Source organism: uncultured Mucilaginibacter sp. (genome assembly GCF_903893715.1).
Taxonomy (GTDB): domain Bacteria; phylum Bacteroidota; class Bacteroidia; order Sphingobacteriales; family Sphingobacteriaceae; genus Mucilaginibacter.
Map to the genome: position 1 here is coordinate 19,530 of NZ_CAITNG010000047.1, position 26,343 is coordinate 45,872.

Annotated in this window: 24 protein-coding genes; 10 read left to right on the top strand and 14 right to left on the bottom strand. The window is 45.3% G+C overall.

Annotated elements, in window-relative coordinates; translation table 11 throughout:
- Nucleotides 1-41 precede the first annotated feature (41 nt).
- The 11 genes from dapA to sucC form a co-directional block, all read right to left on the bottom strand.
- On the bottom strand, nt 42-923 hold the full coding sequence (gene dapA / locus QZX97_RS05960) for a 4-hydroxy-tetrahydrodipicolinate synthase (RefSeq protein WP_295655367.1): 882 nt from the start codon (nt 921-923) through the stop codon (nt 42-44).
- A 180-nt stretch (nt 924-1,103) separates the two neighbouring features.
- Entirely contained in the window at nt 1,104-3,122 is a 2,019-nt protein-coding gene (gene ligA / locus QZX97_RS05965; protein ID WP_295655369.1) for an NAD-dependent DNA ligase LigA, read from the bottom strand.
- A gap of 696 nt (nt 3,123-3,818) precedes the next feature.
- Nucleotides 3,819-4,019, bottom strand: coding sequence for a helix-turn-helix transcriptional regulator (locus QZX97_RS05970; RefSeq protein ID WP_295655373.1), 201 nt, complete (start codon nt 4,017-4,019; stop codon nt 3,819-3,821).
- Nucleotides 4,016-4,411, bottom strand: coding sequence for a hypothetical protein (locus QZX97_RS05975; RefSeq protein WP_295655375.1), 396 nt, complete (start codon nt 4,409-4,411; stop codon nt 4,016-4,018). Before QZX97_RS05975 ends, QZX97_RS05970 begins: the two co-directional genes overlap by 4 nt.
- Nucleotides 4,412-4,556: 145 nt before the next feature.
- Complete coding sequence (locus QZX97_RS05980) at nt 4,557-5,033, bottom strand: SRPBCC domain-containing protein (RefSeq protein ID WP_295655377.1); 477 nt, start codon at nt 5,031-5,033, stop codon at nt 4,557-4,559.
- On the bottom strand, nt 5,030-5,359 hold the full coding sequence (locus tag QZX97_RS05985; RefSeq protein ID WP_295655379.1) for a metalloregulator ArsR/SmtB family transcription factor: 330 nt from the start codon (nt 5,357-5,359) through the stop codon (nt 5,030-5,032). Before QZX97_RS05985 ends, QZX97_RS05980 begins: the two co-directional genes overlap by 4 nt.
- On the bottom strand, nt 5,356-5,784 hold the full coding sequence (locus QZX97_RS05990) for an SRPBCC domain-containing protein (RefSeq protein WP_295655381.1): 429 nt from the start codon (nt 5,782-5,784) through the stop codon (nt 5,356-5,358). The genes QZX97_RS05985 and QZX97_RS05990 overlap by 4 nt, the downstream gene beginning before the upstream one ends.
- Nucleotides 5,785-5,924: 140 nt before the next feature.
- Nucleotides 5,925-6,206: a hypothetical protein gene (locus tag QZX97_RS05995; RefSeq protein WP_295655382.1), complete on the bottom strand. Its 282-nt coding sequence runs from the start codon at nt 6,204-6,206 to the stop codon at nt 5,925-5,927.
- A gap of 11 nt (nt 6,207-6,217) precedes the next feature.
- A complete protein-coding gene (locus QZX97_RS06000) occupies nt 6,218-6,550 on the bottom strand; it encodes a DUF86 domain-containing protein (RefSeq protein ID WP_295655383.1) in 333 nt (110 codons plus the stop codon).
- Entirely contained in the window at nt 6,547-6,849 is a 303-nt protein-coding gene (locus QZX97_RS06005) for a nucleotidyltransferase domain-containing protein (protein WP_295655385.1), read from the bottom strand. Before QZX97_RS06005 ends, QZX97_RS06000 begins: the two co-directional genes overlap by 4 nt.
- A gap of 153 nt (nt 6,850-7,002) precedes the next feature.
- On the bottom strand, nt 7,003-8,196 hold the full coding sequence (gene sucC, locus QZX97_RS06010; protein ID WP_295655386.1) for an ADP-forming succinate--CoA ligase subunit beta: 1,194 nt from the start codon (nt 8,194-8,196) through the stop codon (nt 7,003-7,005).
- Nucleotides 8,197-8,911: 715 nt separating this feature from the next.
- On the opposite strand from sucC, the gene QZX97_RS06015 reads away from it, so the two are divergent.
- The 7 genes from QZX97_RS06015 (at nt 8,912) to QZX97_RS06045 (ending at nt 18,525) form a co-directional block, all read left to right on the top strand.
- Complete coding sequence (locus tag QZX97_RS06015) at nt 8,912-11,479, top strand: M1 family aminopeptidase (protein ID WP_295655388.1); 2,568 nt, start codon at nt 8,912-8,914, stop codon at nt 11,477-11,479.
- Nucleotides 11,480-11,844: 365 nt separating this feature from the next.
- Complete coding sequence (locus QZX97_RS06020) at nt 11,845-12,504, top strand: ABC transporter ATP-binding protein (RefSeq protein ID WP_295655390.1); 660 nt, start codon at nt 11,845-11,847, stop codon at nt 12,502-12,504.
- A gap of 6 nt (nt 12,505-12,510) precedes the next feature.
- Nucleotides 12,511-12,978, top strand: coding sequence for a hypothetical protein (locus QZX97_RS06025; RefSeq protein WP_295655392.1), 468 nt, complete (start codon nt 12,511-12,513; stop codon nt 12,976-12,978).
- Complete coding sequence (locus QZX97_RS06030) at nt 12,978-13,583, top strand: HAD hydrolase-like protein (protein ID WP_295655394.1); 606 nt, start codon at nt 12,978-12,980, stop codon at nt 13,581-13,583. The genes QZX97_RS06025 and QZX97_RS06030 overlap by 1 nt, the downstream gene beginning before the upstream one ends.
- A gap of 116 nt (nt 13,584-13,699) precedes the next feature.
- Complete coding sequence (locus tag QZX97_RS06035) at nt 13,700-16,060, top strand: TonB-dependent receptor (RefSeq protein WP_295655396.1); 2,361 nt, start codon at nt 13,700-13,702, stop codon at nt 16,058-16,060.
- Between the two features lies 1 nt (nt 16,061).
- The gene (locus QZX97_RS06040) at nt 16,062-16,856 is read left to right on the top strand and encodes a DUF4249 domain-containing protein (protein WP_295655398.1); all 795 of its coding nucleotides are present in this window, start codon (nt 16,062-16,064) and stop codon (nt 16,854-16,856) included.
- 145 nt (nt 16,857-17,001) lie between these two features.
- Nucleotides 17,002-18,525, top strand: a complete 1,524-nt coding sequence (locus QZX97_RS06045) for a S41 family peptidase (RefSeq protein ID WP_295655400.1) — start codon at nt 17,002-17,004, stop codon at nt 18,523-18,525.
- 144 nt (nt 18,526-18,669) lie between these two features.
- On the opposite strand, the gene smc is transcribed toward QZX97_RS06045, so the two are convergent.
- Nucleotides 18,670-22,206, bottom strand: coding sequence for a chromosome segregation protein SMC (smc, locus tag QZX97_RS06050; protein WP_295655402.1), 3,537 nt, complete (start codon nt 22,204-22,206; stop codon nt 18,670-18,672).
- Between the two features lie 175 nt (nt 22,207-22,381).
- Here smc and lysS point away from each other — a divergent pair, with 175 nt between their 5' ends.
- Both lysS and QZX97_RS06060 read left to right on the top strand, forming a co-directional pair.
- A complete protein-coding gene (gene lysS, locus QZX97_RS06055; RefSeq protein ID WP_295655404.1) occupies nt 22,382-24,103 on the top strand; it encodes a lysine--tRNA ligase in 1,722 nt (573 codons plus the stop codon).
- Between the two features lie 239 nt (nt 24,104-24,342).
- Nucleotides 24,343-24,546 carry a hypothetical protein gene (locus QZX97_RS06060; RefSeq protein ID WP_295655406.1) on the top strand — a complete coding sequence of 68 codons (204 nt, stop codon included), beginning with the start codon at nt 24,343-24,345 and terminating at the stop codon, nt 24,544-24,546.
- A 38-nt stretch (nt 24,547-24,584) separates the two neighbouring features.
- Here the strand turns inward: QZX97_RS06060 and QZX97_RS06065 are convergent, their stop codons facing one another.
- Nucleotides 24,585-25,136, bottom strand: coding sequence for a DUF2892 domain-containing protein (locus QZX97_RS06065; RefSeq protein WP_295655408.1), 552 nt, complete (start codon nt 25,134-25,136; stop codon nt 24,585-24,587).
- Nucleotides 25,137-25,208: 72 nt separating this feature from the next.
- On the opposite strand from QZX97_RS06065, the gene ung reads away from it, so the two are divergent.
- Nucleotides 25,209-25,886, top strand: coding sequence for a uracil-DNA glycosylase (gene ung, locus QZX97_RS06070; RefSeq protein ID WP_295655409.1), 678 nt, complete (start codon nt 25,209-25,211; stop codon nt 25,884-25,886).
- On the opposite strand, the gene QZX97_RS06075 is transcribed toward ung, so the two are convergent.
- Nucleotides 25,883-26,194: a hypothetical protein gene (locus QZX97_RS06075; protein WP_295655410.1), complete on the bottom strand. Its 312-nt coding sequence runs from the start codon at nt 26,192-26,194 to the stop codon at nt 25,883-25,885. The two genes, ung and QZX97_RS06075, sit on opposite strands and share 4 nt — an antisense overlap.
- Between the last annotated feature and the right edge of the window lie 149 nt (nt 26,195-26,343).

Consider the following 26,343-nt stretch of genomic DNA (forward strand, 5'->3'; position numbering starts at 1 on the left):
GTTTTGATCAAATAAAAAACCCGGCCTAAAGCCGGGTTTTTTTATTTAACTATCTTTTGTAGTTCAGTAACTATTTTCGCCTCAGCAAGGCTGCTGATGTTGGCTAACGGCAATCTTACCGTATCGCCGCAAATACCTAAATGTTTCAAGGCGTACTTAACCCCTGCCGGGCTGCCTTCGGCAAACATCAGGCGGGTAAATTCTATCATACCATAATTCAATGGTCGCGCTGCTTCATAGTTGCCTTTCAGGCACAAGCGCACCATATCCGAAAACGCCTTCGGTATGGCATTGCCTATCACCGATATCACGCCCGATGCCCCCATGGCCACCATCGGCAAAGTAACCGGGTCATCGCCCGATATTAGCATAAACTCTTCAGGCTTGTCGCGCATAATCTGGTTAAACTGCTCAAAACTGCCCGATGCTTCTTTCGTCGCTATAATATTCTTAAAGTCATGTGCCAAGCGCACGGTAGTTTCGGCACTCACCATACTCCCCGTGCGGCTGGGTACATTATATAGTATAATAGGTAATGGCGAATTTTCGGCCACAGCCTTATAATGGCGGTAAATACCTTCCTGCGTTGGTTTGTTGTAAAACGGACTAACTGAAAGGATGGCATCGTACCCGTTAGTATCAAATTCTTCGATGCTTTTCAATAGTTCGTACGTATTGTTACTGCCTATCCCTGCAACCAGTGGCACACGTCCGCGGGTAAATTCAACGGTCTTTTTCCATACGTCCTGCTTCTCCTGCTTGCTTAGAGTAGCGCTTTCGCCGGTGGTACCTAATATCACCAAATACTCCACTCCGCCTCCAATAATATGGTTAATTACTGCCTCGAGGCCACCAAAATCAACTGCTCCGTCCGCATGAAAAGGAGTTACCATAGCAACCCCGGTTCCGTAAAATTTGTTCATTAGTTAGTTTAAAGGGTGCTAAGATAATAAATTGACCGCTGATTACAATTGATGATTTTTATGATGACACTGATTTGAGTTTATTCGCACTATATAATCTCTTTGTGTTCTCTGTGAAAAAGCGCTGTGCTGCTCTGTGGTTAAATTAACCACGGAGTTCACGGATGAAAATGCACAGAGTTACACTGAGGCTATCATCTTCAATAACTCCTCATCACTGATAATAGGTATATTCAACTTATTCGCCTTCTCCAATTTAGCAGGCCCCATATTATCACCCGCCACCAGATAGTTTAGCTTGGGCGATATGCTGCTCAATATCTTACCACCGTTTTGCTCTATCATATCCTTCAGCTCATCGCGCGAGTACTTTTCAAACACGCCCGAAATGATGAACGTTTTGCCCGACAAGCTCTCGCTCGCCAGCACCACTTCTTTCTCTTCGGCCACCATTTGTAAACCCTGAGCACGCAGTTTTTCTATTTGTTCAATATGCTGCGGGTCGGCCCAATATTCCACTAAGCTTTCCGCTATCCGGGGACCAATCTCTTCAACGGCGTTCAATTCTTCAACCGATGCCTTCATCAGCGCGTCGATATTTTTAAAATAAGCCACCAGCTTTTTTGCCACCGTTTCGCCAACATAGCGTATGCCCATGCCGAACAGCACTTTTTCAAAAGGCATCTTTTTCGATTGCTCAATGCCTTCCAGCATATTCGTTATCGAGCGTTCGCCAAAGCGGTCCATCTGTTTCAGCTCATCAGCATGGGTATGCAATTCGTATATATCGCTGATGTGTTTAATAAAGCCTTTTTCGTACAGCGTAACAATGGTTTCATCACCCAACCCGTCAATATTCATCGCCTTGCGGCCGATAAAATGCTGCATTTTGCCCATAATTTGCGGCGGGCACCCCTCATCATTGGGGCAATAATGGTTGGCCTCACCTTCCTTTCGCACCAGTTCGGTGCCGCACTCCGGGCAATGCGTTATATAATCAATTGGTTTGGCGTCGCTTTGCCGTTTAGCCACGTTCACGCCCGTAATTTTGGGGATAATTTCGCCGCCTTTTTCAACATACACGCTGTCGCCTTCGTGCAGGTCGAGGCGTAATATCTCGTTGGCATTGTGCAAACTGGCGCGTTTTACCGTGGTGCCTGCCAATAGTACCGGTTTCAAATTGGCAACAGGAGTAACCGAACCTGTGCGGCCCACCTGATAACTCACGCTCTGTAATATGGTCTCGACAGATTGCGCCTTAAATTTATAAGATATGGCCCATCGCGGCGATTTAGCCGTAAAACCCAATTCCTGCTGCTGTTCTAAGCTGTTTACCTTCAATACAATGCCGTCAATGTCATAGCTCAGGTCGAAGCGTTTTTTGTCCCAAACGGCAATAAAGGCCAACACCTCATCGATATGCCTGCACAATTGGGTATGTTCGCACACATGGAAACCCCAGCTTTTTACCGCGTTCAGGCTTTCCCAATGAGTTTTAAACAATTGTTTATCGGTATATAAAAAGTATTGGAACGAGTCCAGTGGCCGTTTAGCCACCTCGGCCGAATCCTGCATCTTGATGGTGCCCGACGCGAAATTCCTGGGGTTGGCATAGGGCTGTTCACCTATTTCAATACGCTCGTTGTTCAGTTTTTCGAAGGCCTTGCGGTGCATAAAAACCTCGCCGCGTATCTCAAAATGGTCGGGGTAATCGCCCGGGTGCAGTTTTTTTGGTATGCTTTGTATAGTGCGCACGTTTGTAGTTACGTCATCGCCCTGTACCCCATCGCCGCGCGTTACGGCCCGTTCCAGCTTACCGTTTTGGTAAGTGAGACTCATGGACAGGCCGTCAAACTTAAGCTCGCATACGTACTCAAAATCATCGCCAATAGCTTTGCGTACCCGCTCATCAAAGTCAATCAGTTCCTGTTCGTTATAAGTATTTCCTAACGACAGCATCGGCCATTGATGCTTTACGGTTTCGAACTCCTTCGTGATATCCCCACCCACCTTTTGCGTTGGCGAATCACCGTCGGCAAACTCCGGAAACTGCTTTTCCAGCTCTGCCAGTTCCTTCAGCTTAAAGTCGAAATCCATATCTGTTATGGTAGGCATAGCCAGCACATAATAGTTATAGTTATGCTGTTTCAATTCAGCCGTAAGGGCTTCTATCCTGTTCTTTGCTTCTGTAGGCGACATGGAGCGAAGATAATAATTTGATGTGCAAATGAGTAAATGTGCGTATGTGCAAATTAAAATTATGGGTATTTATGGGTACTGATCCGATAGAACATACATCTTCCGTCTTCCATTTTACATCTTCCATTGAACCTGGCTCTTTTTCTCTATCTCTGCCTTCAAACAATCATAACACAAACAATCCTCGTTATCCACCAAAGGCATAATATTTGGCAACTCGCTGCACCAGCAATTATTGGTACAACATCCAAACCCGGCTCCGCATCGTGGACAATTCTTTTTTCGCTCGTCAGTGTTTGTTTCCATGGGCAACTTCTTATCGGGAGACTAAGTAAGAACTATACAAAAACATTTCCATCCAAACTCCCAACTTTTTGACTTTTGACTTTTGACTTTTTTTCAAATAGGGGGGAAAAAGTAAGATAGTTTTCAACCTTTCCTAAACCCTGTTCCAATTTTCATTATTCCATACAATATACCAAAAATCAGCAAGAAAAGCAAAAATGTGACGCCATTTTCACCTTTGATGAAGTCGTCAACAGTATACCTGAAGTTGGCGATATGCGATAACCATAAAAACATTTTCAATTATTTAATGTGCCGGCGCGAGGCTCTGCCTCGTGACTTACTATCTTCAGGCCTCCGGCCTGAGGTATCTAAACATCAACGCTTTGCGCCCCGCGCCATGCGCCTTGCTCAATTCTCCCCTTCCAACTGAAACAGCACCTCAACCGTTGTCTCAAACACCTTCGCCATGCGCAAAGCCAATAGGGTAGAAGGGATAAACTTCCCGGTCTCAATCGAGTTTACAGCTTGCCGCGATATGCCGATATGGGTAGCCAGGTCGGCCTGGGTCCAGTTCTTTTTGGCCCGTTCAACTTTTATCGTGTTTTTCATGCCGTGTATTTCCTTTTCGATATAAAGTAACCGATATAGTAAAATACCATGCAGTAAAGCAGCACAAAGCCATAGCCAAAATAATCATAGTTTAATACGTTGGCCACATCGAGCAGGCACAATATCATCAGCAACAGCAGCCCCAACGCAAACCCGATAACCGCGGCTTCAAAATGGATGCGTTGCTTCACCTCGTCCATAGTGGCTATGCTTTTGATGTAGCGGTAAACATAAATAACGAAGGCTGCTATAGGCACCACGGCAATTGCCATGGCCAAAAAGGTATTCAAATGACTGTGTTTAAACAACAACAGCGATCCGTCATAAGTAATCGCCCAAACAATGGCCCATATAATGGTCAGTTTTCTTGCTTTTTTCTTTTCAGTTTCCATGATCTTTGTTTTAAATATAAAACAAAGATAAGTAAACATTTCATAATGTCAAGTAAACATTACAAAAAGATATATATAGTAGTCAATTTAGTGAAATTAGATTTGACAACTTTCAAAAGTTGTCAAATCTTTACAGTAAACCATTTTATTCCGGAAAACCCTTGCCCTCGTCAACCAGTTTTACAAAGCTATCTTTTAAATGGTGCGTCCAGCCGGGTTTGCAGCTCTCGTAACATTCAGCTTCGGGGTTCAGGCCTTTGTGCACAAAATCAACTTGTGTTTTGCCATCTTTCTCGGTAAGCGTCCAAATTACTTCCGTATTTTTCCACTCCTTCTTATCGTTTATCCAGTGCAGGTTGCAGTCGGTAACCAGCCAAACTATTTTTTTACCGGGAATAAACTCCGAAATTTTAAAATCAACAAAAGTATCGGCGGGCCCGCCAAAATATACCGAGAACTCATCATTCAATTCGCTGGCCTTGCCGCTGAATTTTTTTGCCCACCACAAATCAACCTGAGCTATCCTTTTCAAAGTTTCCTCTGCCGAAGCATTGACTACCATACAGTAGCTGAAGTCTTCCGTTGCTACGCTCATTGTCGCGTTGTCGTTTTGATTTTTCATTTTGCTAATGTTTTATTGTTTAATAATGTTTCTAATTTGTTCAGTTTACCGGTCCAGAATTTATCAAAGTAGTCGATAAATTCCTGCAGCTCGTTAAAACCGTCCTGTTTCAGTGTACAATAGCGTTCGCGGCCAACGTCGGTAATCGAAATAAAACCTGCCTTGTGCATTATTTTCAAATGCTTCGAAACAGCGGGCCGGCTCATCTCAAAATTTTCGGCCAGGGCGTTTATCGTCATGCTATCGTTCGATAACAGGTGCATCATCGCCCGGCGGCTGGGGTCGGCAATTACCTGAAAAACATCCAATTGCGGTGCTGCGCTCATTTTTCAACCGCGCTTAAAAGTTCAACCATTTTGTGGCTTAACCTTGTCCAGCCATCGTTGTGTGTGGCCACATCCTCCACCGCTCTAAAGCCGGTATGCAACAGTTCCAATGCGGTTCCGCTGCCTTTGGGTGTGAGGGTCCAGATCACGGTCGAATCAAAAGGTTGATTGTCCAGCGCCGAAACCGCCTGCCACGAATACGAAACCCGTGTATGTGGTTTTAATTCCAACACTTCGCAATGGGCAGCGGCTTTTTCGTCCCCGCCATGGTCGCATCCGCCAACAAAGCGGAACTTGTGACCAACAACAGGTTGAAAGTCGCACTTCATCAACCATTGTTCCAATAATTCGGCTTGGGTAAGGTATTCCCAAACTTCTAAGGGCGACTGGCTAAACTGCCAGTTCTTTTTAATTTCTTTTTCCATAATGCGTAACTTTTGAGTTACCCAAATATAGGTAACTTTAAAGTTACGTGTCAAGTGTTTTTGAAAATATTTTTTTATGGGATTAAATGCTGCTGGCGCGAGGCTCTGCCTCGTGACTTGCTATTATTAGGTCTCCGGCCTCAAAGGGATGCATCTAAAAGCTTTTCCAAATCTCCCGGCTTAACAACCCCCACAACCTCACCCTTCACCTCCACAACAATTCCATCTCCATCCTTCACCAACTGCAAACGCCCCATAAACGCCCGTCCCTCGTCCAAAGCCAAAAACTGTTTTACCTTATAAATGCTTTCTTTCCGGCAAACGTATTCCTCACCGTTTTTAAATACAATCAGCCGTACACGTAGCTTTTGGTAATGCGCTATGCCGAGGCTGTAGTTGGGCGTGATGGGGATGGTGGTCATGGCGCAGACTATTATTTCAATAACTCTTCAACTTCGGTCTTCAAAACAGGCAAATGGTTCATCACTACATTCCAAATCACCATATCATTCACGTTATCATAAGCGTGAATGACCTTGTTGCGCAGGTCGACAATGATTCTCGAATAAGATATAGCAATATCAGGTGATAGTTTCAATAACTTATTTACCGCTTCACCGATTATTTCCAGTTCGCGCTCAACCGCACGACGTTTGGTTTTATTGGCTTTATACTCATCAAAAATACGCCGCCATTCTAAATGCTCATCAATAGAGATGATGGCTTCCAATACATCGGTAAGCAGCTTTTTTTCCTCAATACTCATATAACATCCAGCGTTTGCCTGTTTATACTTTCTATCAGGTAGGGGTTGGTCAAGGTTTCTTCGGCAACCAGTTCAACATCTTTTTTAAGCAGGTTTTGCAGGGCATACAATAGCTTAAAATAGTTGTTTCCGTAGGTCTCGTAGTCCATATCAGGCGCAAAACGTATCACAAAATCAACATCGCTGCCCGCATGCATATTACCGTTTATTGCGCTGCCAAAAGCATAGGCTTTCTCCACGCCATAACTCAGCATGAGTGCCTTTATTTGTTGCAGATTAGTTTGCACGATGTTTTGCATAGGATAAAAATAAGGATTTAATCGCTAATCGCATAAAAACAAAAAAAGCGATGAGAAACCTCTCATCGCTTTTTAATGTATTTCTTCAAGTCTCCCCAACCGGGGGAGATTTAGAGGGGGCTAACGCCTTTGTTGGTGTTATCACCAACAAACCTACGCCGCAAAAACCTCTTTCACCCTATCCGCCGCTTCTTTCAGCAATATCGCCGATTTCACCTTCAAACCTGATTCATCCAACAGCTTCTTAGCTTCCTCGGCATTGGTACCTTGCAAACGAACAATAATTGGTACAGGTATATCGCCAATTTCTTTGTAAGCGTCAATAACACCCTGTGCCACGCGGTCGCAACGAACAATACCACCAAATATGTTGATGAGGATGGCTTTCACGTTCGGGTCCTTCAAAATAATGTTGAAAGCCGCTTTAACTGTTTGCGCGTTGGCAGTTCCGCCCACGTCCAAAAAGTTGGCTGGCTCACCACCGGCAATCTTGATGATGTCCATGGTGGCCATCGCTAAACCCGCGCCGTTCACCATACAGCCCACGTTACCGTCAAGCTTCACATAGTTCAGGTTCGAGTGGCTGGCTTCCACTTCGGTTGGGTCTTCTTCGCTTTCGTCGCGCATCACCGCGTAATCCGGGTGGCGGAACAAACCGTTATCATCCAGGTTCACTTTCGCGTCAACCGCCAATATTTTATTGTCCGATGTTTTCAATACCGGGTTTATTTCAAACATCGCCGAATCCGTCGCGTCATAAGCCTTATATAAAGCGGCAACAAATTTTGTCATCTCTTTAAAAGCCTCGCCGCTCAAACCTAAGTTAAAAGCAATTTTACGTGTTTGGAAACCTTGCAGACCAACTTTCGGGTCAATTTCTTCTTTATGTATCAGGTGTGGGGTATGTTCGGCAACCTCTTCAATATCCATACCGCCTTCGGTGCTGTACATAATAATGTTACGGCCTTTGGCACGGTCTAACAATACACCCATATAAAACTCCTTGGTTGGGCTTTCGCCGGGATAATAAACATCCTGCGCTACCAAAACTTTGCTCACCAATTTACCTTGTGGGCCCGTTTGCGGGGTAACCAAAGTCATGCCCAAAATAGCGCCTGCTTTTTCCTTCACTTCGTCAAGGTTTTTGGCCAGCTTAACGCCGCCGCCTTTACCGCGACCACCCGCGTGTATCTGCGCCTTAATAACCACCCAGTCCGACCCAAAGTCGGCCTTCATTTTCTTCGCGGCCTCAACAGCCTGCTCAACGGTATCGGCAACAATGCCTTCCTGAACCCTTACACCAAAACTCTTTAGTATAGCTTTACCCTGGTATTCGTGAATATTCATTTTTCTTGAAGTATTTTATGTGGTAAAGCTATTAATTTCAACCATTACAAAGAAACTGTAGGTGCTTTTTTACACAATATTTTGCCAAATCCGGTGTAATGTCACATTATTTGCCCGGTGCTTTAGAAAGTAATTTTATTTAGTGGGGTAGGGGTGGGAATACTTTGAAGTTTAATTGAGGAGAATGAATTATTTATATGAGGTTGAGATATGAATATTGAGGTTAGCTATAATGTAGATAATTAGGGCGTTGCCTGCGGCCCGGGCTATCCGCTACAAGTCCTCACCGCTGATAGAAGCGGTTCCGGGCTTTCCGCTGCTATCCCTAACGCAATACCGTCTTAATTCTTGATTCTCCCTCCAAACCCCGTCAGCAAAAAAGCTTCGGCCAAAGCGGGCATAACGTGTGATAGCTTAAATCAAAACGAGCGCCGGCCTTGTCGCAACGGAGCGGGCCGGGCGTATGGCGGGAATGACGGTTTAGCCGCACTGAGTGGAGCATAGCGGAACGGTGCGGCGTTAAGAACCGGCAGGGCGGGCAAGGTAGCAGCGTTGCGACTTGATTTTTTGTTTCTTTTTTATCAAGAAAAAAGAAATAGGCCTCTCCGGCCATCGGGAGTAAGCACCATGCTTTCAAACCATGCAAATAAACCACCCCAATCCCTAAACCTCTTTTTTCAAAAAAATCACTATTTTGCCCTTCTAAACACACTATATGCGTTTCCCACTCATCACCCTGCTCATAGCATGCCTATATATAACGGCAAACGCCCAAACCACGGTCGAAACCGGCGTATCGCGTACCCTCGCCGACTACCGCGCCAAACACATCAGCAATACCCAATACACGCTCGACTTGACTATCCCCGCCGATAAAACCACCGATATCCGTGCAACAGAGACCCTCACGTTCGACTATAAATCAAGCGGACAAGACCTGCAGTTAGATTTTAAGGAAGACCCCATCCGCATCAAAGCCATTGCCATCAACGGCAAACTGGTACCCGTCAATTTTTCAAAAGAACATATCCTGCTTGATGCCAAATATTTATTGGATGGCAAAAACAACATATCCTTCCAGTTTTTGGCAGGCAACGGCGCCCTCAACCGTAACGACGATTACCTGTATGCCCTCTTTGTGCCCGACCGTGCCCGCACCGTTTTTCCCTGCTTCGACCAGCCCAATTTAAAAGCTGTTTTTGCGCTTACACTGCATATTCCCCCAACATGGCGGGCCTTGGCCAACGCGCCCATCCAGGATTCTGTGGCCCGTGCCGGCATGCCCAAAACCTACCTATTTAAAAAGAGCGATACACTAAGTACCTACCTGTTTTCGTTCACCGCCGGTAAGTATGCGTCGGCAAAACAGGATATCGGCAACCTTCACCCCGAATTTTTATACCGCGAAACCGACCCCGTTAAAATAAAACTGAGTACCGATGCCATATTTAAGGCCCATGCCGATGCGGTCAATTTTTTACAGAACTGGACAGGCATCCCGTTCCCTTTCCAAAAAATGGGTTTTGTGGGTATCCCCGATTTCCAGTTCGGTGGTATGGAGCACCCGGGCGAAGTACAGTATAAAGCATCAAGCCTGTTTTTAGATGCCAGCGCCACACAGGAGCAGGTCATCGCCCGCATCAACCTCATCTCGCACGAAACCAGCCACATGTGGTTTGGCGATATGGTAACCATGGACTGGTTTAACGATGTATGGATGAAGGAAGTCTTCGCCAACTTTATGGCCGACAAGGTAACGGGCTCATTAATGGGCGACGAAACCTTCAACCTCAAATTCCTTACCGACCATTTCCCCGCCGCTTATGGCATCGACCGTACACCCGGCGCCAACCCCATCCGCCAAAACCTCGATAACCTGAAAGATGCAGGCTCATTGTATGGCAATATCATCTACCACAAAGCCCCCATCATGATGCGCCAGTTGGAACTGCTGATGGGCAAAGACAACTTCCAGGCCGGCGTGCGCGAATACCTCAAAACCTACGCCTACCATAACGCCACCTGGCCCGAACTCATCAAAATACTTGGTAAATACACCACTTACGATTTAAATGAATGGAACAATACCTGGGTAAACCAGCCCGGCAGGCCGGTATTCAATTACAGCCTCGTATCGCGCAATGGAAAAATTAAGCGTTTCATCCTGTTGCAGCATGCCGAGCGTGGCACTGCCCGGGTATGGCCGCAAAGTTTCGAGGTGACTTTATTTTATAACGGTTCAACAAAAGACATCCACGTCAACATGACCAAAGGCGTGTACGACTTGAAAGAGACCGAAGGCATGAAAAGGCCCAATTTTGTACTCTTTAATTCAGGCGGCGAAGGCTACGGCCTGTTCCCCACCGATGCCGACTTGTATAACCAACTGTCGGATATACAAAGCCCCTTGCAGCGCACCTCGGCCTATATTTCGCTATACGACAACATGTTGGCAGGCCGCTACATCAAACCCGAAACCCTGCTCAATCTGTATACCAACGCGCTGAGCACCGAAAAAGAAGAAATGACCCTGCGCCTCATATCGGGCTATATCAGCAGCATTTACTGGCAGTTTATCACGCCCCGCGACCGCCAAAAAATGAACGCCGCCCTCGAAAACAGTGTATGGCAGGCCATGCTTAGCCAACCAACGGCTAACAATAAAAAAATATTGTTTGGCACCTATCAAAGTATTTACCTGAGTGCCGATGCACGCAGCACGATATATAATGTATGGAAACAGCAGCAGCCACCCGCCGGCGTAAAACTATCAGAAGAGGATTATACCGGTATGGCGTTTTCGCTGGCCCTGCGCAATGATGCCGATACCAGCATCCTTAGCCAACAATACGCCCGCATCACTAATCCCGACCGTAAAAAACGCTTCCAGTTTATCCGCCCCGCGCTTTCGCCCGATGTAAAGGTGCGCGATGCATTTTTCGCCAGCCTCTCCGACCTGAAGAACCGCGCCAAAGAAGCCAATGTGCTCACCGCATTGGGCTACCTGCATCACCCGCTAAGGCAATCCACTTCAGTAAAATACTTAGCCAAGAGCTTAGATATGCTCGAAACCATCCAAATAACCGGCGATATTTTCTTTCCGCAATCATGGTTGTCAAGTACCTTCGGCAGCTACCAAAGCAACGAGGCCGCGCACATCGTCAACGAGTTCTTAGCCGCACACCCCAATTACAACGAAAAATTAAAGGCCAAAATACTCCAAAGCACCGATAACCTGATGCGCGCCAGCGGCAAACTATTGCCAAAAAACGTGGAAAATTAGATTTGTCAACTTTTTGATAGTTGTCAAATCTTTATTCAACATAGGGCCAATGATGTGGATCCGGGTGACTCCCGGTATGTTTTACCTCCCACCAAACGCGTAAAACAATGTAGACCAATATTGCCCAAGCTGTTATACCAAAAGCAGGAGGCCAATTTTCGTAAGTGGTAGTGGTACGCGAATATTGTCCACCAGCCAAAGGGACTTGCAAAAATATGAGGGTTAACTGCGTATACATAATTTTTTTATTGCCCTTGCAATCTAATAAATCATTTACACATCTTCACATTTGCACATCTTCACATTCAAAATCATTTGCACATCCGCACATATACTCATTTGCACATTTATATTAAATTTGCTCCATGCTCAAAGTCCGCTCCATTAAAAAGTCGTACGGTAATTTACAGATATTAAAAGGTGTCGACCTCGATGTGCAGCATGGCGAAATCGTTTCCATCGTAGGCGCGTCCGGCGCGGGCAAAAGCTCACTGCTCAATATTATCGGCACGTTAGACAAAGCCGACTCCGGCACCGTCCTCATCCGCGACCAGGACATCAGCAAACTCAGTAAGCGCAACCTCAGTAACTTCAGGAATAAACACATCGGTTTTATCTTCCAGTTTCACCATTTGCTGGTGGAGTTTAACGCCCTCGAAAATGTATGTATCCCGGCCTATATCGCCGGCCTTTCAAAATCCGAAGCAGAAAAGCGCGCTAAAAACCTGTTGGATCTGCTCGGTTTAAGCAACCGCCTCGACCATAAGCCCAACCAACTATCAGGCGGCGAACAGCAGCGTGTAGCCGTGGCCCGCGCGCTCATCAATAACCCGGCTTTGATACTGGCCGATGAACCATCCGGCAACCTCGACTCTACCAACGCCCGCGAATTGCACCAGTTGTTTATCGACCTGCGCCGCGATTTTAAACAAACCTTTATCATTGTTACCCATAACGAAGAACTCGCCAACCTTTCCGACCGCAAGGTACTGATGAAGGATGGTCTCATCGTCGACCATATCTAAATTGTTATGAGCGTTTTAATTACAGCAGCAAACTCGGCACAGGCTTACCGCCTCAAGGGCATATTGCATATCGACGAACCCGTTCTGTTGGGCGACTTCCAGCCCATTCCCGACCTGATGCTGAAAAACGGGGCCATCCTCAAAACACCCGACCCGCAAAGCCCGTCGTTCGCGCATCAAATGTTGGCCCTTTGCCTGGATAAGGGCATCAACATGCTCTTCCCCTTGCGTAAAGAAGAACTATTGCCGCTGGCCGAAGCCAGGGTATTGTTTATCGAGTTTGATGTGCAAATTATTTTGCCGGCAACACAACAAATGGAGGGCCATTTTACCCCGGTTGAAGGCAGTTTGGTGGTATTGAACAGGAGCGAAGTGATAGGTGGCGATATGGATGCCGCTATCGCCCATCAACTGACTGATGGTGCATTTTTGATTGGTAAAACGGGCGAATACCAAATTTTTACCGCCGACTGATGTTCACTTACGCAGATATCGACCCGCGCAAAAAGGCGTATGTGTTTGAACTGGATAATGTTCTCTATCCCGAAAAGGATTATCTGCTACAGGTATATTACCTGTTCGCCGGTTTTTTGGAATACAAAGAACTGTACGATGCCAAAGTATTGACTAAACTGATGACCGAAACTTACGAGCAGGAGGGAAGCGAACATATTTTCGACCGCGTGCAAGAGAAGTTTTTGATCGACGAACAATACCGCCATAACTTTAACCTGCTGCATTTAACCGCCCGTTTGCCCTTAAAGCTGTTGCTCTATAAGGATGCGTTAACCCTTTTGCAGGATATCGTTATCGATCGCAAACAAATATTTATACTCACCAACGGCATACCCGAGCAGCAGCTCAATAAAATAAAACAAACCGAGTGGCACGGTCTCGAAAACTACCTCACCTGTTATTTTGCCGATGAAATAAAACCCAAGCCCGAGCCCGATGCCCTGCATTATATCTTAAAAACGCATAATCTGGAGCGGCGTGATATTATTATGATAGGCAATAACGAAAGCGACGAGCTTTGCGCTGCCGCCGCCAGGGTGGATTACCTTACTTTTTATCAGTAACAGGCAATATATTGCGCTTTTGCCGTTTATCATTTGGATGATGACCAAATGCCCTTAATGGCAAACAATTAATTAAATACGCTTACATTTGATGACAACTATACCTTTCCTTATTCATGGCATTTAAACAAACCGGTCGTTCTTGCATCAGGCTATGGCTTGCGTTTGTTTGTTTGATGCTCCTGCTCACCAATACTCCGCTGTTTGCCCAATCCAGGTTTACCATTAGCGGCACGGTTAAAGATACATTAACCGGCGAAACCCTCATCGGTGCCACGGTAAGGATAACCGGGCCTGTTAAAAAAGGCGCGACAACTAATACTTACGGCTTTTACTCGTTAACTGTGCCGAAGGGCCAGGATACCTTGAGCTTTAGCTATGTAGGTTATAAAACCATCATTATAAGGCTTTTGGTAACCAAAAACACCACCTTGAATATTGACCTCGGTGCATCTAACGCTTTAAACGAGGTAGTGGTAACTGATAAAGCCGCCAGTAATAACAATATCCTCGAGCCGCAAATGGGTGTAAACAAGCTCGATATCAAAGAAATAAGCAACGTGCCGGTTTTATTGGGCGAAAAGGATGTCATCAAAACCATCGAATTGCTGCCCGGTATTGAAACCACCGGCGATGCCAACACAGGCTTTTATGTGCGCGGCGGCGGGTCCGACGAGAATCTGATTTTGCTCGATGGTGCCCCCGTGTACAACGCGTCGCACCTGTTCGGCTTTTTCTCCACCTTTAACTCCGACGCGATAAAAGACATTACCCTGTATAAAGGCGGTATGCCCGCCGAGTATGGGAGCAGGATGTCCTCGGTACTAGATATAAAAATGGACGAGGGCAATAACAAACAATACACCGCCGAAGGCGGCATCGGCCTTATCGCCTCTCGTTTAAAATTGGAAGGGCCGATAGTGAAAGACAAAGGCTCGTTCATGATTAGCGCCCGCCGCACTTATGCCGATGTTTTTTTAAAGCTTTCTTCCGATTCAACCCTCAACTCGGCCAGTCTTTATTTTTACGATATCAACTTCAAAGCCAACTACCGTCTCAACGATAAAAATGGCATCTACCTTTCGGGATATTTCGGGCAGGACGATATCGGCCTTAAAAACAATTTTTCTACAGCCTGGGGCAATACCACAGGTACCCTGCGTTGGAACCACCTGTTTAGTGGCAAGTTGTTCTCCAATACATCGTTGATTTACAGCAACTATAATTATACTATTCAAAATTTCGATAAAAACTCCAACTTTCAGGTGGTTTCAAAAATCGAGGATGTGAATTTAAAAGAAGACTTCGAGTATTACCTTGGCGGGAACCAGTCGCTGCGTTTTGGTGTAAGCGCGGTACACCATACCATCGAACCCGGCGATATCAGTTCATCAAGCACCTCCAGCTTTAATCCCCAAACCATCGAGAACCGATATGCCTACGAGTTTGCCGCCTATATTTCCGATAATTGGAAACCAACCGATAAACTGAATATAGTTTACGGCCTGAGGTTTAACCAGTTTTTGTTGATAGGCCCCGGTACTTTTGATACTTACGATAGCAACGGTAACGCGATTACCGGTACAACGTATGGTTCAGGGCAAACCGTTGCCCACTATTTTAATGTCGAGCCACGTTTTTCGGCAAGCTATACCCTAAACGATCAAACTTCGCTTAAAGCGGCCTATAACCTCAACACGCAAAACATCCACCTGCTGTCAAACTCCACATCAAGCCTCCCTACCGACTTGTATGTAATGAGCAGCAACAACATCAAACCCGGCATATCCAACCAGGTATCCCTCGGGTATTACCGCAATTTCGATCATGATAATTTCGAGTTTTCTACCGAAGTATATTACAAATGGCTTAGCAATGAGATCGACTACCGCGATAATGCCCAACTGGTGGCCAATCAAAACGTCGAGTCGCAACTATTATTTGGCGTAGGCCGTGCCTACGGTATCGAGTTTTTCCTGAAAAAGAAATACGGACGCTATAATGGCTGGATAGGCTACACCTTATCCCGCACCGAACGTAAATTTGACGGTATCAATAACGATACCTACTTCCCCGCAAGGCAAGACCGCACGCATGATATTTCTTTCGTCAACATGTTCAACGCAACAAAGCGCTGGTCATTTTCAGCAGTATTTGTATTCGGTACAGGCAACGCGGTAACCTACCCGGCGGGAAAATATCAAATAGGTGGGATAACCACTTATTATTACACCAACCGCAACGGTTCACGCCTGCCCGATAACAGCCGCCTCGACCTGGGCGCTACCCTCGAAGGCAAACCGCACAAAAGCTACCACTCCAGTTGGACGTTTAGCATCTATAATGCCTATAACCGTAAAAACCCATACAGTGTGGTTTTCCAAAATACCGATACCAGCCCTGTGCACACCGAAGCGGTTGAAACAAGTTTGTTTGGTATCATCCCGTCGGTAACCTGGAACTTTAAATTCAGATAATATGAAAAAATCAATTGCAATATTGTCGGTCTTGTTCGTGCTGTTAGCCTTATCGGCATGCCAGCGCGTTATCGATGTGCAGATACCCAACGCCCAGCAACAAATTGTTATCGAAGCAAACCTGAACAACCAAAAAGGATTACAAACAGTAAATATCACCAACTCCGTGCCTTATAGCAGCGCCAATGTTTACCCTACCGTTAGTGGGGCAATAGTAACTATAACCGACGCTTTGGGCAATGTTTACAAACTGCCCGAAACACAGCCGGGGGTGTACACTATCAATAATTTTTTTGGTAAGCCGCAAAACTATTACGCCCTGCAGGTAAAGGTGAACGGCCAAACTTACAATGCCTCGGGTACAATGCCCGCGCCGGTAAACCTCGACTCACTTTCGGTTATAGGTCAAAGTTTTGGGTCTAAACTCGTAAAAAGCGTAGCGGTAAATTTTCACGACCCGGCCGGTGTGGCAAACCAATACCGATTTTTAATGTATGTCAATGCCGTACAGGTGCAGCGTGTTTTTACCGAAAGCGACAGGCTTACCGACGGGCGTAATGTAACCTCGGTGTTATATGAAAGCGATATTGTTTTGAAAACCGGCGATGTGGTCAATGTGGAGATGCAATGTATCGATGGTCCGATGTATAACTACTGGTACGCCCTAAGCAGCCAGGGCGGCAATACCCCCGCCGATTCCGCTACCCCTTCAAACCCGACGTCCAACATCAGCAATGGCGCGCTCGGGTATTTTAGTGTGCATACTACGCAACGTCAAACCATCATCATTCCCTAACCCGCGAAGCCAGAGGTCAGCCGTGGGTCAAATATTTTTTATCCGTATTGCTTTTCAGATAAAATCATTATATTGTGATTGCAAACCTTTGCACTATAATTTAAGGCATTCAAATGACGTTATCACTAAAAAACTATAGATAAAGATGAAAAAGGTATATTTTATTTTAGTAGCTGTTGCGGTTTTTGCGGCTTGTAAAAAGAATAGTCAAACAGGCAGTAGTACTTCTACTACTACATTACTAAACCGTATGGAAGACTCGATTTATAATTACTCCACTGAAGAGTATTTATGGTACGATGCTATCCCTTCTTACGCTACGTTCAATCCTTACAGTACTACAGTAGGTGCCGATGACCCCACAACACTGCAAAACGAAGTGGATAAACTATCGCAATATAAAATCAATCCGGCTACCGGCAAGCCGTACGAATACTCTGTTAACTACCCGGGCGAAGCCAAATATTCTTTCATCGATGGCGGACAAGTAGCCACACAATTAAGCGGTACCCATGGCGATTTTGGTTTTTCGGTATTTTATAACACCTATAACGACCTGCGTATAAAATACGTAAACCCGGGTTCACCTGCGGCAACAGCCAACCTGGTGCGTGGCTATAAGGTTATCGCGGTAAATGGCAATACCAATATTGCGTATAACCCCAACAGCTCCAATCCTAACAATGATCCCAATTTATTGTTCGTGGTTAACGCGCTTAGCGGCAGCAGCATTACCCTATTGTTGCAAAAGCCGGATAATACACAGTTTACGGCAACCGTAGCCGTTGCCAACTATACTATAAATCCGGTACTAAAATATACAGTATTAAATCTTGCCGGTGGTAAAAAATTGGGATATGTGGTGTTTTCACAATTTACCAGCCCTACCAATGCCGGTTCGCAACTTGACGCAGCATTTAATAGTTTTATTTCGGCAGGCATTACCGACCTTTGTATCGACCTTCGCTATAATGGTGGCGGCTATGTAGCAACGGCTGAGTATATCGATAACTATATCGTTCCTGCAGCCCAAACCGGCACAAAAATGTACACATCGGTTTATAATAGTAAGTTACAGGCCGATAACTACCCCTTCCTTGCTCAAAAATACCAGATTACGCCCGGTTACTTTAATCAGGCCAACAATACATCGTATTTCGCCAAAAAAGGTACATTGGCTTTAAGCAGGGTGTTTTTTATTGTAACAGGCAGCACAGCTTCGGCAAGCGAACTTACCATTAACAACCTCATACCCGAGGTAAATGTTCAATTGATTGGTACCACATCATACGGCAAACCAGTTGGCTTTTTTGCTATCCCGGTTTATACCTATAACTTGTACATGCCCAATTTTTATACAGCAAATTCTGCCGGTCAGGGTGGTTATTATGCCGGTATGACCCCGGGTTCGGCAACTTATCCCGGTTACTATGATTATGACGACGTTACCAAAGATTTTGGCGACCCAACCGAAGTTCTGCTTTCACACGCCGTGTCATACGTTACAAAAGGTAGTTATACCGCAGTAGCTGCACCAAGGATACAGGGTTTGGCTATACCTGCGGCAACTTTTTCGGATGATGTGGTACGCGACATGACAACAAAATTAGACCCGGCAGCGCATTTCAGCGAAATGGTAAGCAGCAAAAAATTATTACCGAAATTTTAATGTGCAAATGGCTAATTAGAAAATGTGCAAATGAACATTATTCATTTGCACATTTTTTGATAAACAAATAGAAAAGCATTTGCACATACACACATTTGCAAATTGAGTTTCATTTGCACATACGCACATTTACTCATTTGCACATTAAACAAGTTCCCTCATATCCACAGGCACTACCCGCGATATGCCCTGCTCTACAATGGTAACGCCGTAAATAACATCGGCGCTGGCAATGGTGCGTTTATTGTGCGATACAATGATAAACTGCGAATCCGTAGAAAATTCGCGGATAATATTGTTGAACTTGTCGATATTGGTGTCATCCAGCGGCGCATCAACCTCATCAAAAATACAGAAGGGGGCAGGCTTCAACAGGTAAAGCGAAAACAGGATTGCCGTAGCCGTCAACGTCTTCTCACCGCCCGATAATTGATTGATGGACAGCGGCCTTTTACCCTTTGGCTTGGCGATGATATCGATGTCCGACTCCAGCGGGTTATCCGGGTCGCTTAATATCAAATCGCACGAATCCTCTTCATTAAACAACGAACGGAACACCTTAATAAAGTTTTCCCTTACCTGCAAAAATGCCGACATAAACTTTTCCCTCGCCGTATCATCAATCTCCTGTATCGTCGCCATTAACGATGCCTTGGCTTCGCTCAGGTCCTTTTTCTGCGCCTGTATAAAGGTATAACGTTCATTCATTTCGTTATAAGCCTCTACCGCCATCGGGTTGATGGCGCCAAAATCGTCCAATTGCTTTTTTAGCTTTTCGGTCTTGTCGCGCAGGCTGTCTTCTGTTTCATCGGCAGGCACTTCGGCATCCAATAGGTCGTTGATGTCAATGTTAAACTCCACCGCCAAGCGTTCTTTCAAGGCGTTCAGCTCCAGCTTCAGGTTATTTTTACGGTCTTTCAGTTCGTTCTCAATGGTCTCGGCCTGATCCTTTTTTCGTCTCAGTGCCGATATCTCGTTTTCAGTTTCCGTGATGGTCCCTCTGGCGGCATAGTAGTCCTGCTCCGCCTGTTGCACGGCTTTTTCTAACACCTCTTTCTGATTATACATTTCCAACAAATCCTCATCGGAATGATCGGCATGTTGCAGGTTTTCCATTATCGCGGCTTTTACCGCCGCTAATTCAGTATTGTTATTTTTAATACGTTGGTCAAGGTTTTCCTGTTGGCTTTCGCGATAATCCAGGTCCTTTAACAAACCCGAAACCTTATTCTGCTGCTGGTGAAACCGGATATTCTCCTGGTTATACCCGTTCGATTGCACGGCCAGCCGCTCAGTCAGTTCCCCAAAAGCTTCCTGCTTTTCGGCAAGCAGTTCCCCTTGTATTTGCTTTTGGGTTTTTAATTCGGCCAACAATGGCCGTAGCCTAATAGCCTCATCGTTTATGGTTGCTATTTTCGCCGCGATATCATCTTTTCGGTTACGGCTGCTCTCAATAAAGGTCTGGTACTGTTCCCGCCTCGTGCTAATGGTTACCAGTTCGGTATTCAGCCGGTTAAGGTCCTGCTGTTTTTGGTTGAGTTCCGCCGCTTTCCCCGAAGCTTTAAGCGCAACTAAACCACTTTGCAGCTCTTCTATCTTAATTTTGTATTTGGCTATTTCGTTTTCGGCAGACTTGATTTCCTTTGCTAAATTCTCCAGGTTTTTAGCACGACCAATGCGCTTGCCTTCAAACAAACCGACCGAGCCGCCAGCCATTGTATATTTCGATTTGCTGAACTTGCCGCTCTTGCCCAAAATAATGGCGTCGCCGGGCAACTCACTATTGTTCAGATCCGCCTCGGCGCCATCGTTAACCAAATACACGTTATTAAGCAGGTAATTGCACAAAGGCCGGTAGCGGCTTTCCACTTCAATTACATCCAATGCCGCCACCCAATTCTCGTTTATGGTCGAGCTTACCGGCACATCTTTGGGGTAATTGCTCAGCACAAAAAACTGCGCCCTCCCGCGTGATGACCCGCTTAGCAAGTTAATCCCCCTGATGGCCTCATCATAATTCTCCACCACATAGTGGTTCATCAAAGGCTCCAGGTAGTTTTCAATAGCTACACGATAATCTTCGTGGCAAAACAGCACATCACTAAACAAGGGCGAGTTTTTGGCCCATGTGGTATTCCCCTTCAAAAACCGTATCGACTCGGGGAATCCTTCAAGGTTATCAACCAAGCTCTTGGTGAGGTTATACTCATTTTGTTTGGCATCCAGTTTACGGCCTTCGCGGGTAAGCGTATCTTTTAAATGGTTTAGCTGTTCCTCGTTGTCCTGTATCTGCTGGTTTAGTTTGTTCTCAAAATCAACAGCCAGCTGGTATTCATGTTCCTGCGTGGCGGCACGGCTTTCCAGTTCGGCTATGGCTTTATTAAAATGTGATAGTTCAGCTTCCTTACTGCTCGCATCCTCCATATTGCGCTGGCTTTCCTGCTCCAGAGCCTGTTGCTGTATCTGCAAAATATCGAGGTCTTTTTCGGCCTTGTATATCTGGTTTTGCAGGCGGTTGTTAATGTTGTTTATCTCGTCAAGTTCGGCCTTGGCAACTGTTTGCGCCAACCGCGATTCATCAACCGTCGCCTTCAGCTCTGCCAGGTCGCTGATGATGGTCTGCAGTTTCTCATCCTCCTGTAAACGTTCTTCCGCCAGGCGTTTAATGTTGTACAATACATGGTTCAGTTCCTTCGTATCGCGGTCCAAATCTTCGCTCAACCGCTTTTCCTTATCCTGCTGAAACCTCAGTTGCTCGTTCTTTATCTTCTTCTCGCTCTCGTAAGCCCGTATTTTCGATACAAATTCATTCGTGGCTTTCTGTTGTACTGATAGGTTTTTTTCCTTGGTCAGGCTTTCCAGTTTTTGCTGTTGCAGTGCCGCTTCCAATTGGTCTATCGCGGTAACAACACCGGTCTTTTCGTCCTTATGTCTTTGCTCCAGCGCCTCTATGCCAGCCAGCGAATCGCTGAACGAAACGATCCTGAACGAGGCCAGCATCACGCTCAAAACCTTATACTGCTCTTTTAACTTGTAATAACGTTCGGTCTTTTTAGCCTGGTTCTCTAAGGTCTTTAAGTTCTTTTCAATCTCAAACAGCAGGTCGTCAACACGCTCAAGGTCAGCTTCGGTATCTTTTAACTTATTAAAGGTTTGCTTTTTGCGGAGCTTATATTTCGATATGCCCGATGCCTCTTCAAACAAATTTCTCCTTGAGTTCTCTTTGTTGACGATGATCTCGTCGATCATCCGCAACTCGATGATGGAGTAGCTATCGGCACCAATACCGGTATCTAAAAATAGGTCGGTAATGTCTTTCAGCCTGCACTGCACATCGTTCAGCCAATATTCACTTTCGCCGCTACGGTAAAGCTTACGGGTCAACGTAACCTGCGAAAACTCGGTGGGCAAGATGTTCTTGGTATTATCGAATGTGAGCGATACCTCGGCCAGGTTGCCCGGTTTACGGGTTTTGCTGCCGTTAAAGATGACGTTCTCCATTTTTTCCGAGCGCAGCATACGGGTACTTTGCTCGCCCAAAACCCAGCGTATCGAGTCCACCACGTTTGATTTTCCGCAGCCGTTAGGGCCAACAATGGCAGTAATGCCCTCGTTAAAGTTGATGGTGATCTTATCGCCAAAACTTTTAAACCCCTTGACTTCTAAACGTGTAAGCTGCATTTTACCGAACAGTACTCTTCAAAATACCGAACCTTAAAATAAGCGTAAAAAATTGATTTTTGAAAGCAGATAAGCCTTAATGTTGATAATTAACCTCTAAATAAAAGGCATGTGCAAAACTTAAAACTCTACACATAAAATCCTATTTTTGCAGTCCTTTAATAATTGTTTTTATATGAGTATTGGTTTATCAGAGCAAGAAATATTTCGCCGCGAGGCGATGCAGCAATTACGTAATTTAGGTATCGATCCCTACCCTCCCGAAACATTCCCCGTGAATGCCAACGCGAAGGATATTGCTGAAAATTTTGAAGCCAATACCGAAGCTTACCAGGATGTTGTTATCGCAGGCCGCATCATGAGTCGCCGTATTATGGGCAGCGCTTCATTCGCCGAGATACAGGATGCCACTGGCCGCTTGCAGATATACATTAAACGTGATGATATCTCTCCCGGCGAAGATAAAACTATGTACAATACGGTGTTCAAAAAATTGCTCGATTTGGGTGATTTTATAGGTGTCAGAGGTTATGTATTTACTACGCAAACCGGTGAGATATCTTTACATGTTCGCGAATTGACGATATTATCTAAATCCTTAAAACCGCTACCGGTGGTTAGACGGGAAGAAGATGGTACCATTCACGATGCCTTTACCGATCCCGAAATGCGTTACCGCCAGCGCTATGTGGACTTAACTGTTAACCCGGAGTTTAAACAAATATTCATCAACCGCTCAAAGGTGATACGCACCATGCAAAGCTATTTCGATAGCAACGGCTGGATGGAGGTGGAAACACCAATACTGCAAAGCGTTCACGGTGGCGCGGCAGCGCGGCCGTTCACCACGCACCACAACACGCTCGATATGCCGCTGTTTTTGCGCATAGCCAACGAGTTGTATCTAAAAAGGTTGATCGTAGCCGGTTTTGATGGCGTATACGAGTTCGGCAAAATGTTCCGTAATGAGGGCATGGACCGCACCCACAACCCGGAGTTCACTTCCGTAGAAATATACGTAGCCTATAAGGATTATATCTGGATGATGGCAATGGTGGAGCAATGCCTCGAAAAAGTTGCCCGCGCCATCCACGGTTTGCCCATCGTAAAATTTGGCGAACACGAACTCAATTTTGCGGGCCCTTACGAAAAACTATCGATGTATGATAGTATCCTGAAATACACCGCCATCGATGTATCGGCTATGGACGAGGTTGCTTTGCGCGAGGTCTGTAAACAAATCAACGTACCTGTTGACGCTACCATGGGCAAAGGCAAACTGATCGACGAGATCTTCAGCGAAAAAGTAGAGCACCATTTGATACAGCCAACTTACATCACCGATTACCCCATCGAAATGACCCCGCTGGCTAAAAAGCACCGCAGCAAACCCGGTCTGGTGGAGCGTTTCGAGCTGTTTGTGATGGGTAAAGAGATAGCCAATGCTTACTCGGAATTAAATGACCCGATAGACCAGCGCGAGCGCCTCGAAGAGCAATTGCTGTTGGCAGGTAGGGGCGATGAAGAAGCCATGGCGATGGATGACGACTTTTTACGTGCTCTGGAATACGGCATGCCACCAACATCGGGCCTCGGCATTGGTATCGATCGCCTGGTAATGCTCATGACAGGCCAAACTACCATCCAAGAGGTACTGTTCTTCCCCCAAATGCGTGCCGAAAAGAAAGTCAAAGTAGTAACTGTCGACGATTTTGTAAACATCGGCGTACCTGCGGTGTGGGTGCCGGTGCTTAATAAAATGGGCTTTAACACCGTTGAAGAACTGAAAGCCGGCAACCCCAATAAAGTATTTAACGACTTGGGCGGCATGCGCAAAAAACTAAAGCTCGATATATCGATGCCCACAAAGGATGAGGTGATGGCTTGGTTTGTTTAATAAATAAATCGTCATTGCGAGCGATAGCGAAGCAAACTCTGCATTTGCAAGTCGATAATGGCAATCGGAGACCGATCGAGTAGAGATTGATTCGTGCCTTGCAAGGACGTGAAAGCGTCCCCATCTTTTTCCCCACAAAAGTGGATACTTTACAAAAGCTTAATAGAATGTTAAAATGTGCAAAACTTTGGCACGGATTTCTATGTATATTTTTATAGTCCATAGAAATGTCAAACGTTATGATAAACACAAGCATTGAAATAACCGAAAACGAATACCTGATCAAATTGAACCGCAGTAAATTTGACCTGTCTTTTATCCGCAGTTTGCTGAAAATCGTAGAAGTATCTAACCCGTCGGAGGATGACGCGATTTACGATAAAAACTTCACCGGAAGTACATCAGCCAACTCCGACTATTACAGCCACCTTGACGAGAAATAGTAATAGTACCGGCGCTGTTTTATAACAATAATTGCCGGTTAAAACTGGCGATACCCGCCGCGTACTACCTGTTGTTTATCCATCTGTCCCATCTGAGCTTTCATCATCTTGATCTGCTCGGTTAGTAATTTATTCTTGTCCGCTTTGCTTGCTTCCTGTAAATATTGCTGTGCTTCGCGTTTGTTGCGTTTTGCCATTGATATCCCCGCAAGGCTCAGTTTTGCCATAGCAACATTGTGCGACATCTTCATACCCAGCGTAAGTGCTTTCTTAAAATATTTCTCCGATTTTAACGGCGCCGTACGCGATTCGATCAAACCCATCAGCAGGTTGTAATAACCATGTTGACCTTTGTATATCTGCTTTTCGTAGTCTGTTATTTTAAGTAAAAACTCCTGAGCTTTGTCCATCTTCTCTTTGCGCATGTAATATTGTGCGATCAGCATGTTTTCGTTCAGGAAATAGGTCAGCAAAACAAGCCCGCCCAAAAAGATGACCAGCGAGCCCCATCCCCAAAAACCAAACACACAAAGCGCCACACCGCCCAACATCACTGCTATCGAAATTATTAACCTGATTATATTTAACATGAGTTTTTTTGCCTTTTAAACAGTGCAAATATCCGTTTATTTGTAATGTTAACCAATAGCTGTTTTACATTTATGTCGATTGATCTGGAAGCGTCCTGGCTTCAAATTTTAAAGGGTGAATTTGAGAAAGATTACATGATCAAACTCAAACAAACATTGAAAGATGAAAAACAAGCCGGCTATAAAATATACCCCAAGGGTAGTGATATCTTTAACGCTTTTACTCAAACACCCTTTAATCAGGTAAAAGTGGTCATCATAGGGCAGGATCCCTATCACGGCCCCGGGCAGGCACATGGTTTGTCGTTTTCGGTGCAGCGCGGGGTACGTATACCACCTTCGCTGCAAAATATTTATAAGGAGCTGGTTACCGATATCCCGGGTTTTGTCATCCCCCCGCATGGCGACCTTACCGAATGGGCAAATCAGGGCGTATTGCTTTTAAATGCCACCCTCACCGTACGCGAAGGCGAGGCCAACGCCCACCAAAAAAGCGGTTGGGAAACCTTTACCGATAAAGTGATCAGCGAAATATCCGCTAAAAAAGAAGGCGTGATTTTTATCCTGTGGGGAAGCTTTGCAAAAAGCAAAGCCAGGTTTATCGATGCAAAAAAACACACTGTTTTAACCGGTGTACACCCGTCGCCGCTGTCGGCACATGCAGGTTTCTTCGGGAGCAAGCCTTTTTCAAAAACCAATGCGGTGCTAATAAGTCAAGGGAAAAAGCCAATCGATTGGCAGATACACTAATTCAAGCGTATAACCGGGAACTTGGCATGTATGATAGCGCCTGCAAAGCCTAAGTAAACACAATAGTGGGCTATCATATCCAATATCAAAAGGTTTTTATGGGCTTTTTTATAACCATCAGTTTCAAAGGCGAGCAGTACATCGTTATCCGTGTCCGATACAAAATAGTGTACTTCGCCTTTTTTGGGTTCAAAACCTGTTTTATACAAATCTACAACGCCAACTTTTAGCTTGGTTTCGGTATCATGGATAACCCCCTTGTCTGAGATGTCATGATGTGGAATTGATATGAGATATTTAGAGATCATAGGGTAGATTTTCTAAAAAAAAACAATTATCAAACCAATATTTCACGCCTTGTCCGGGCACGCCTTACTGTAATTACCAATTAATATTATTTAACCTTTAATAAAAATGGGTATCTCCTGTTAACTTAAAGAATATCAATAAATGGTCA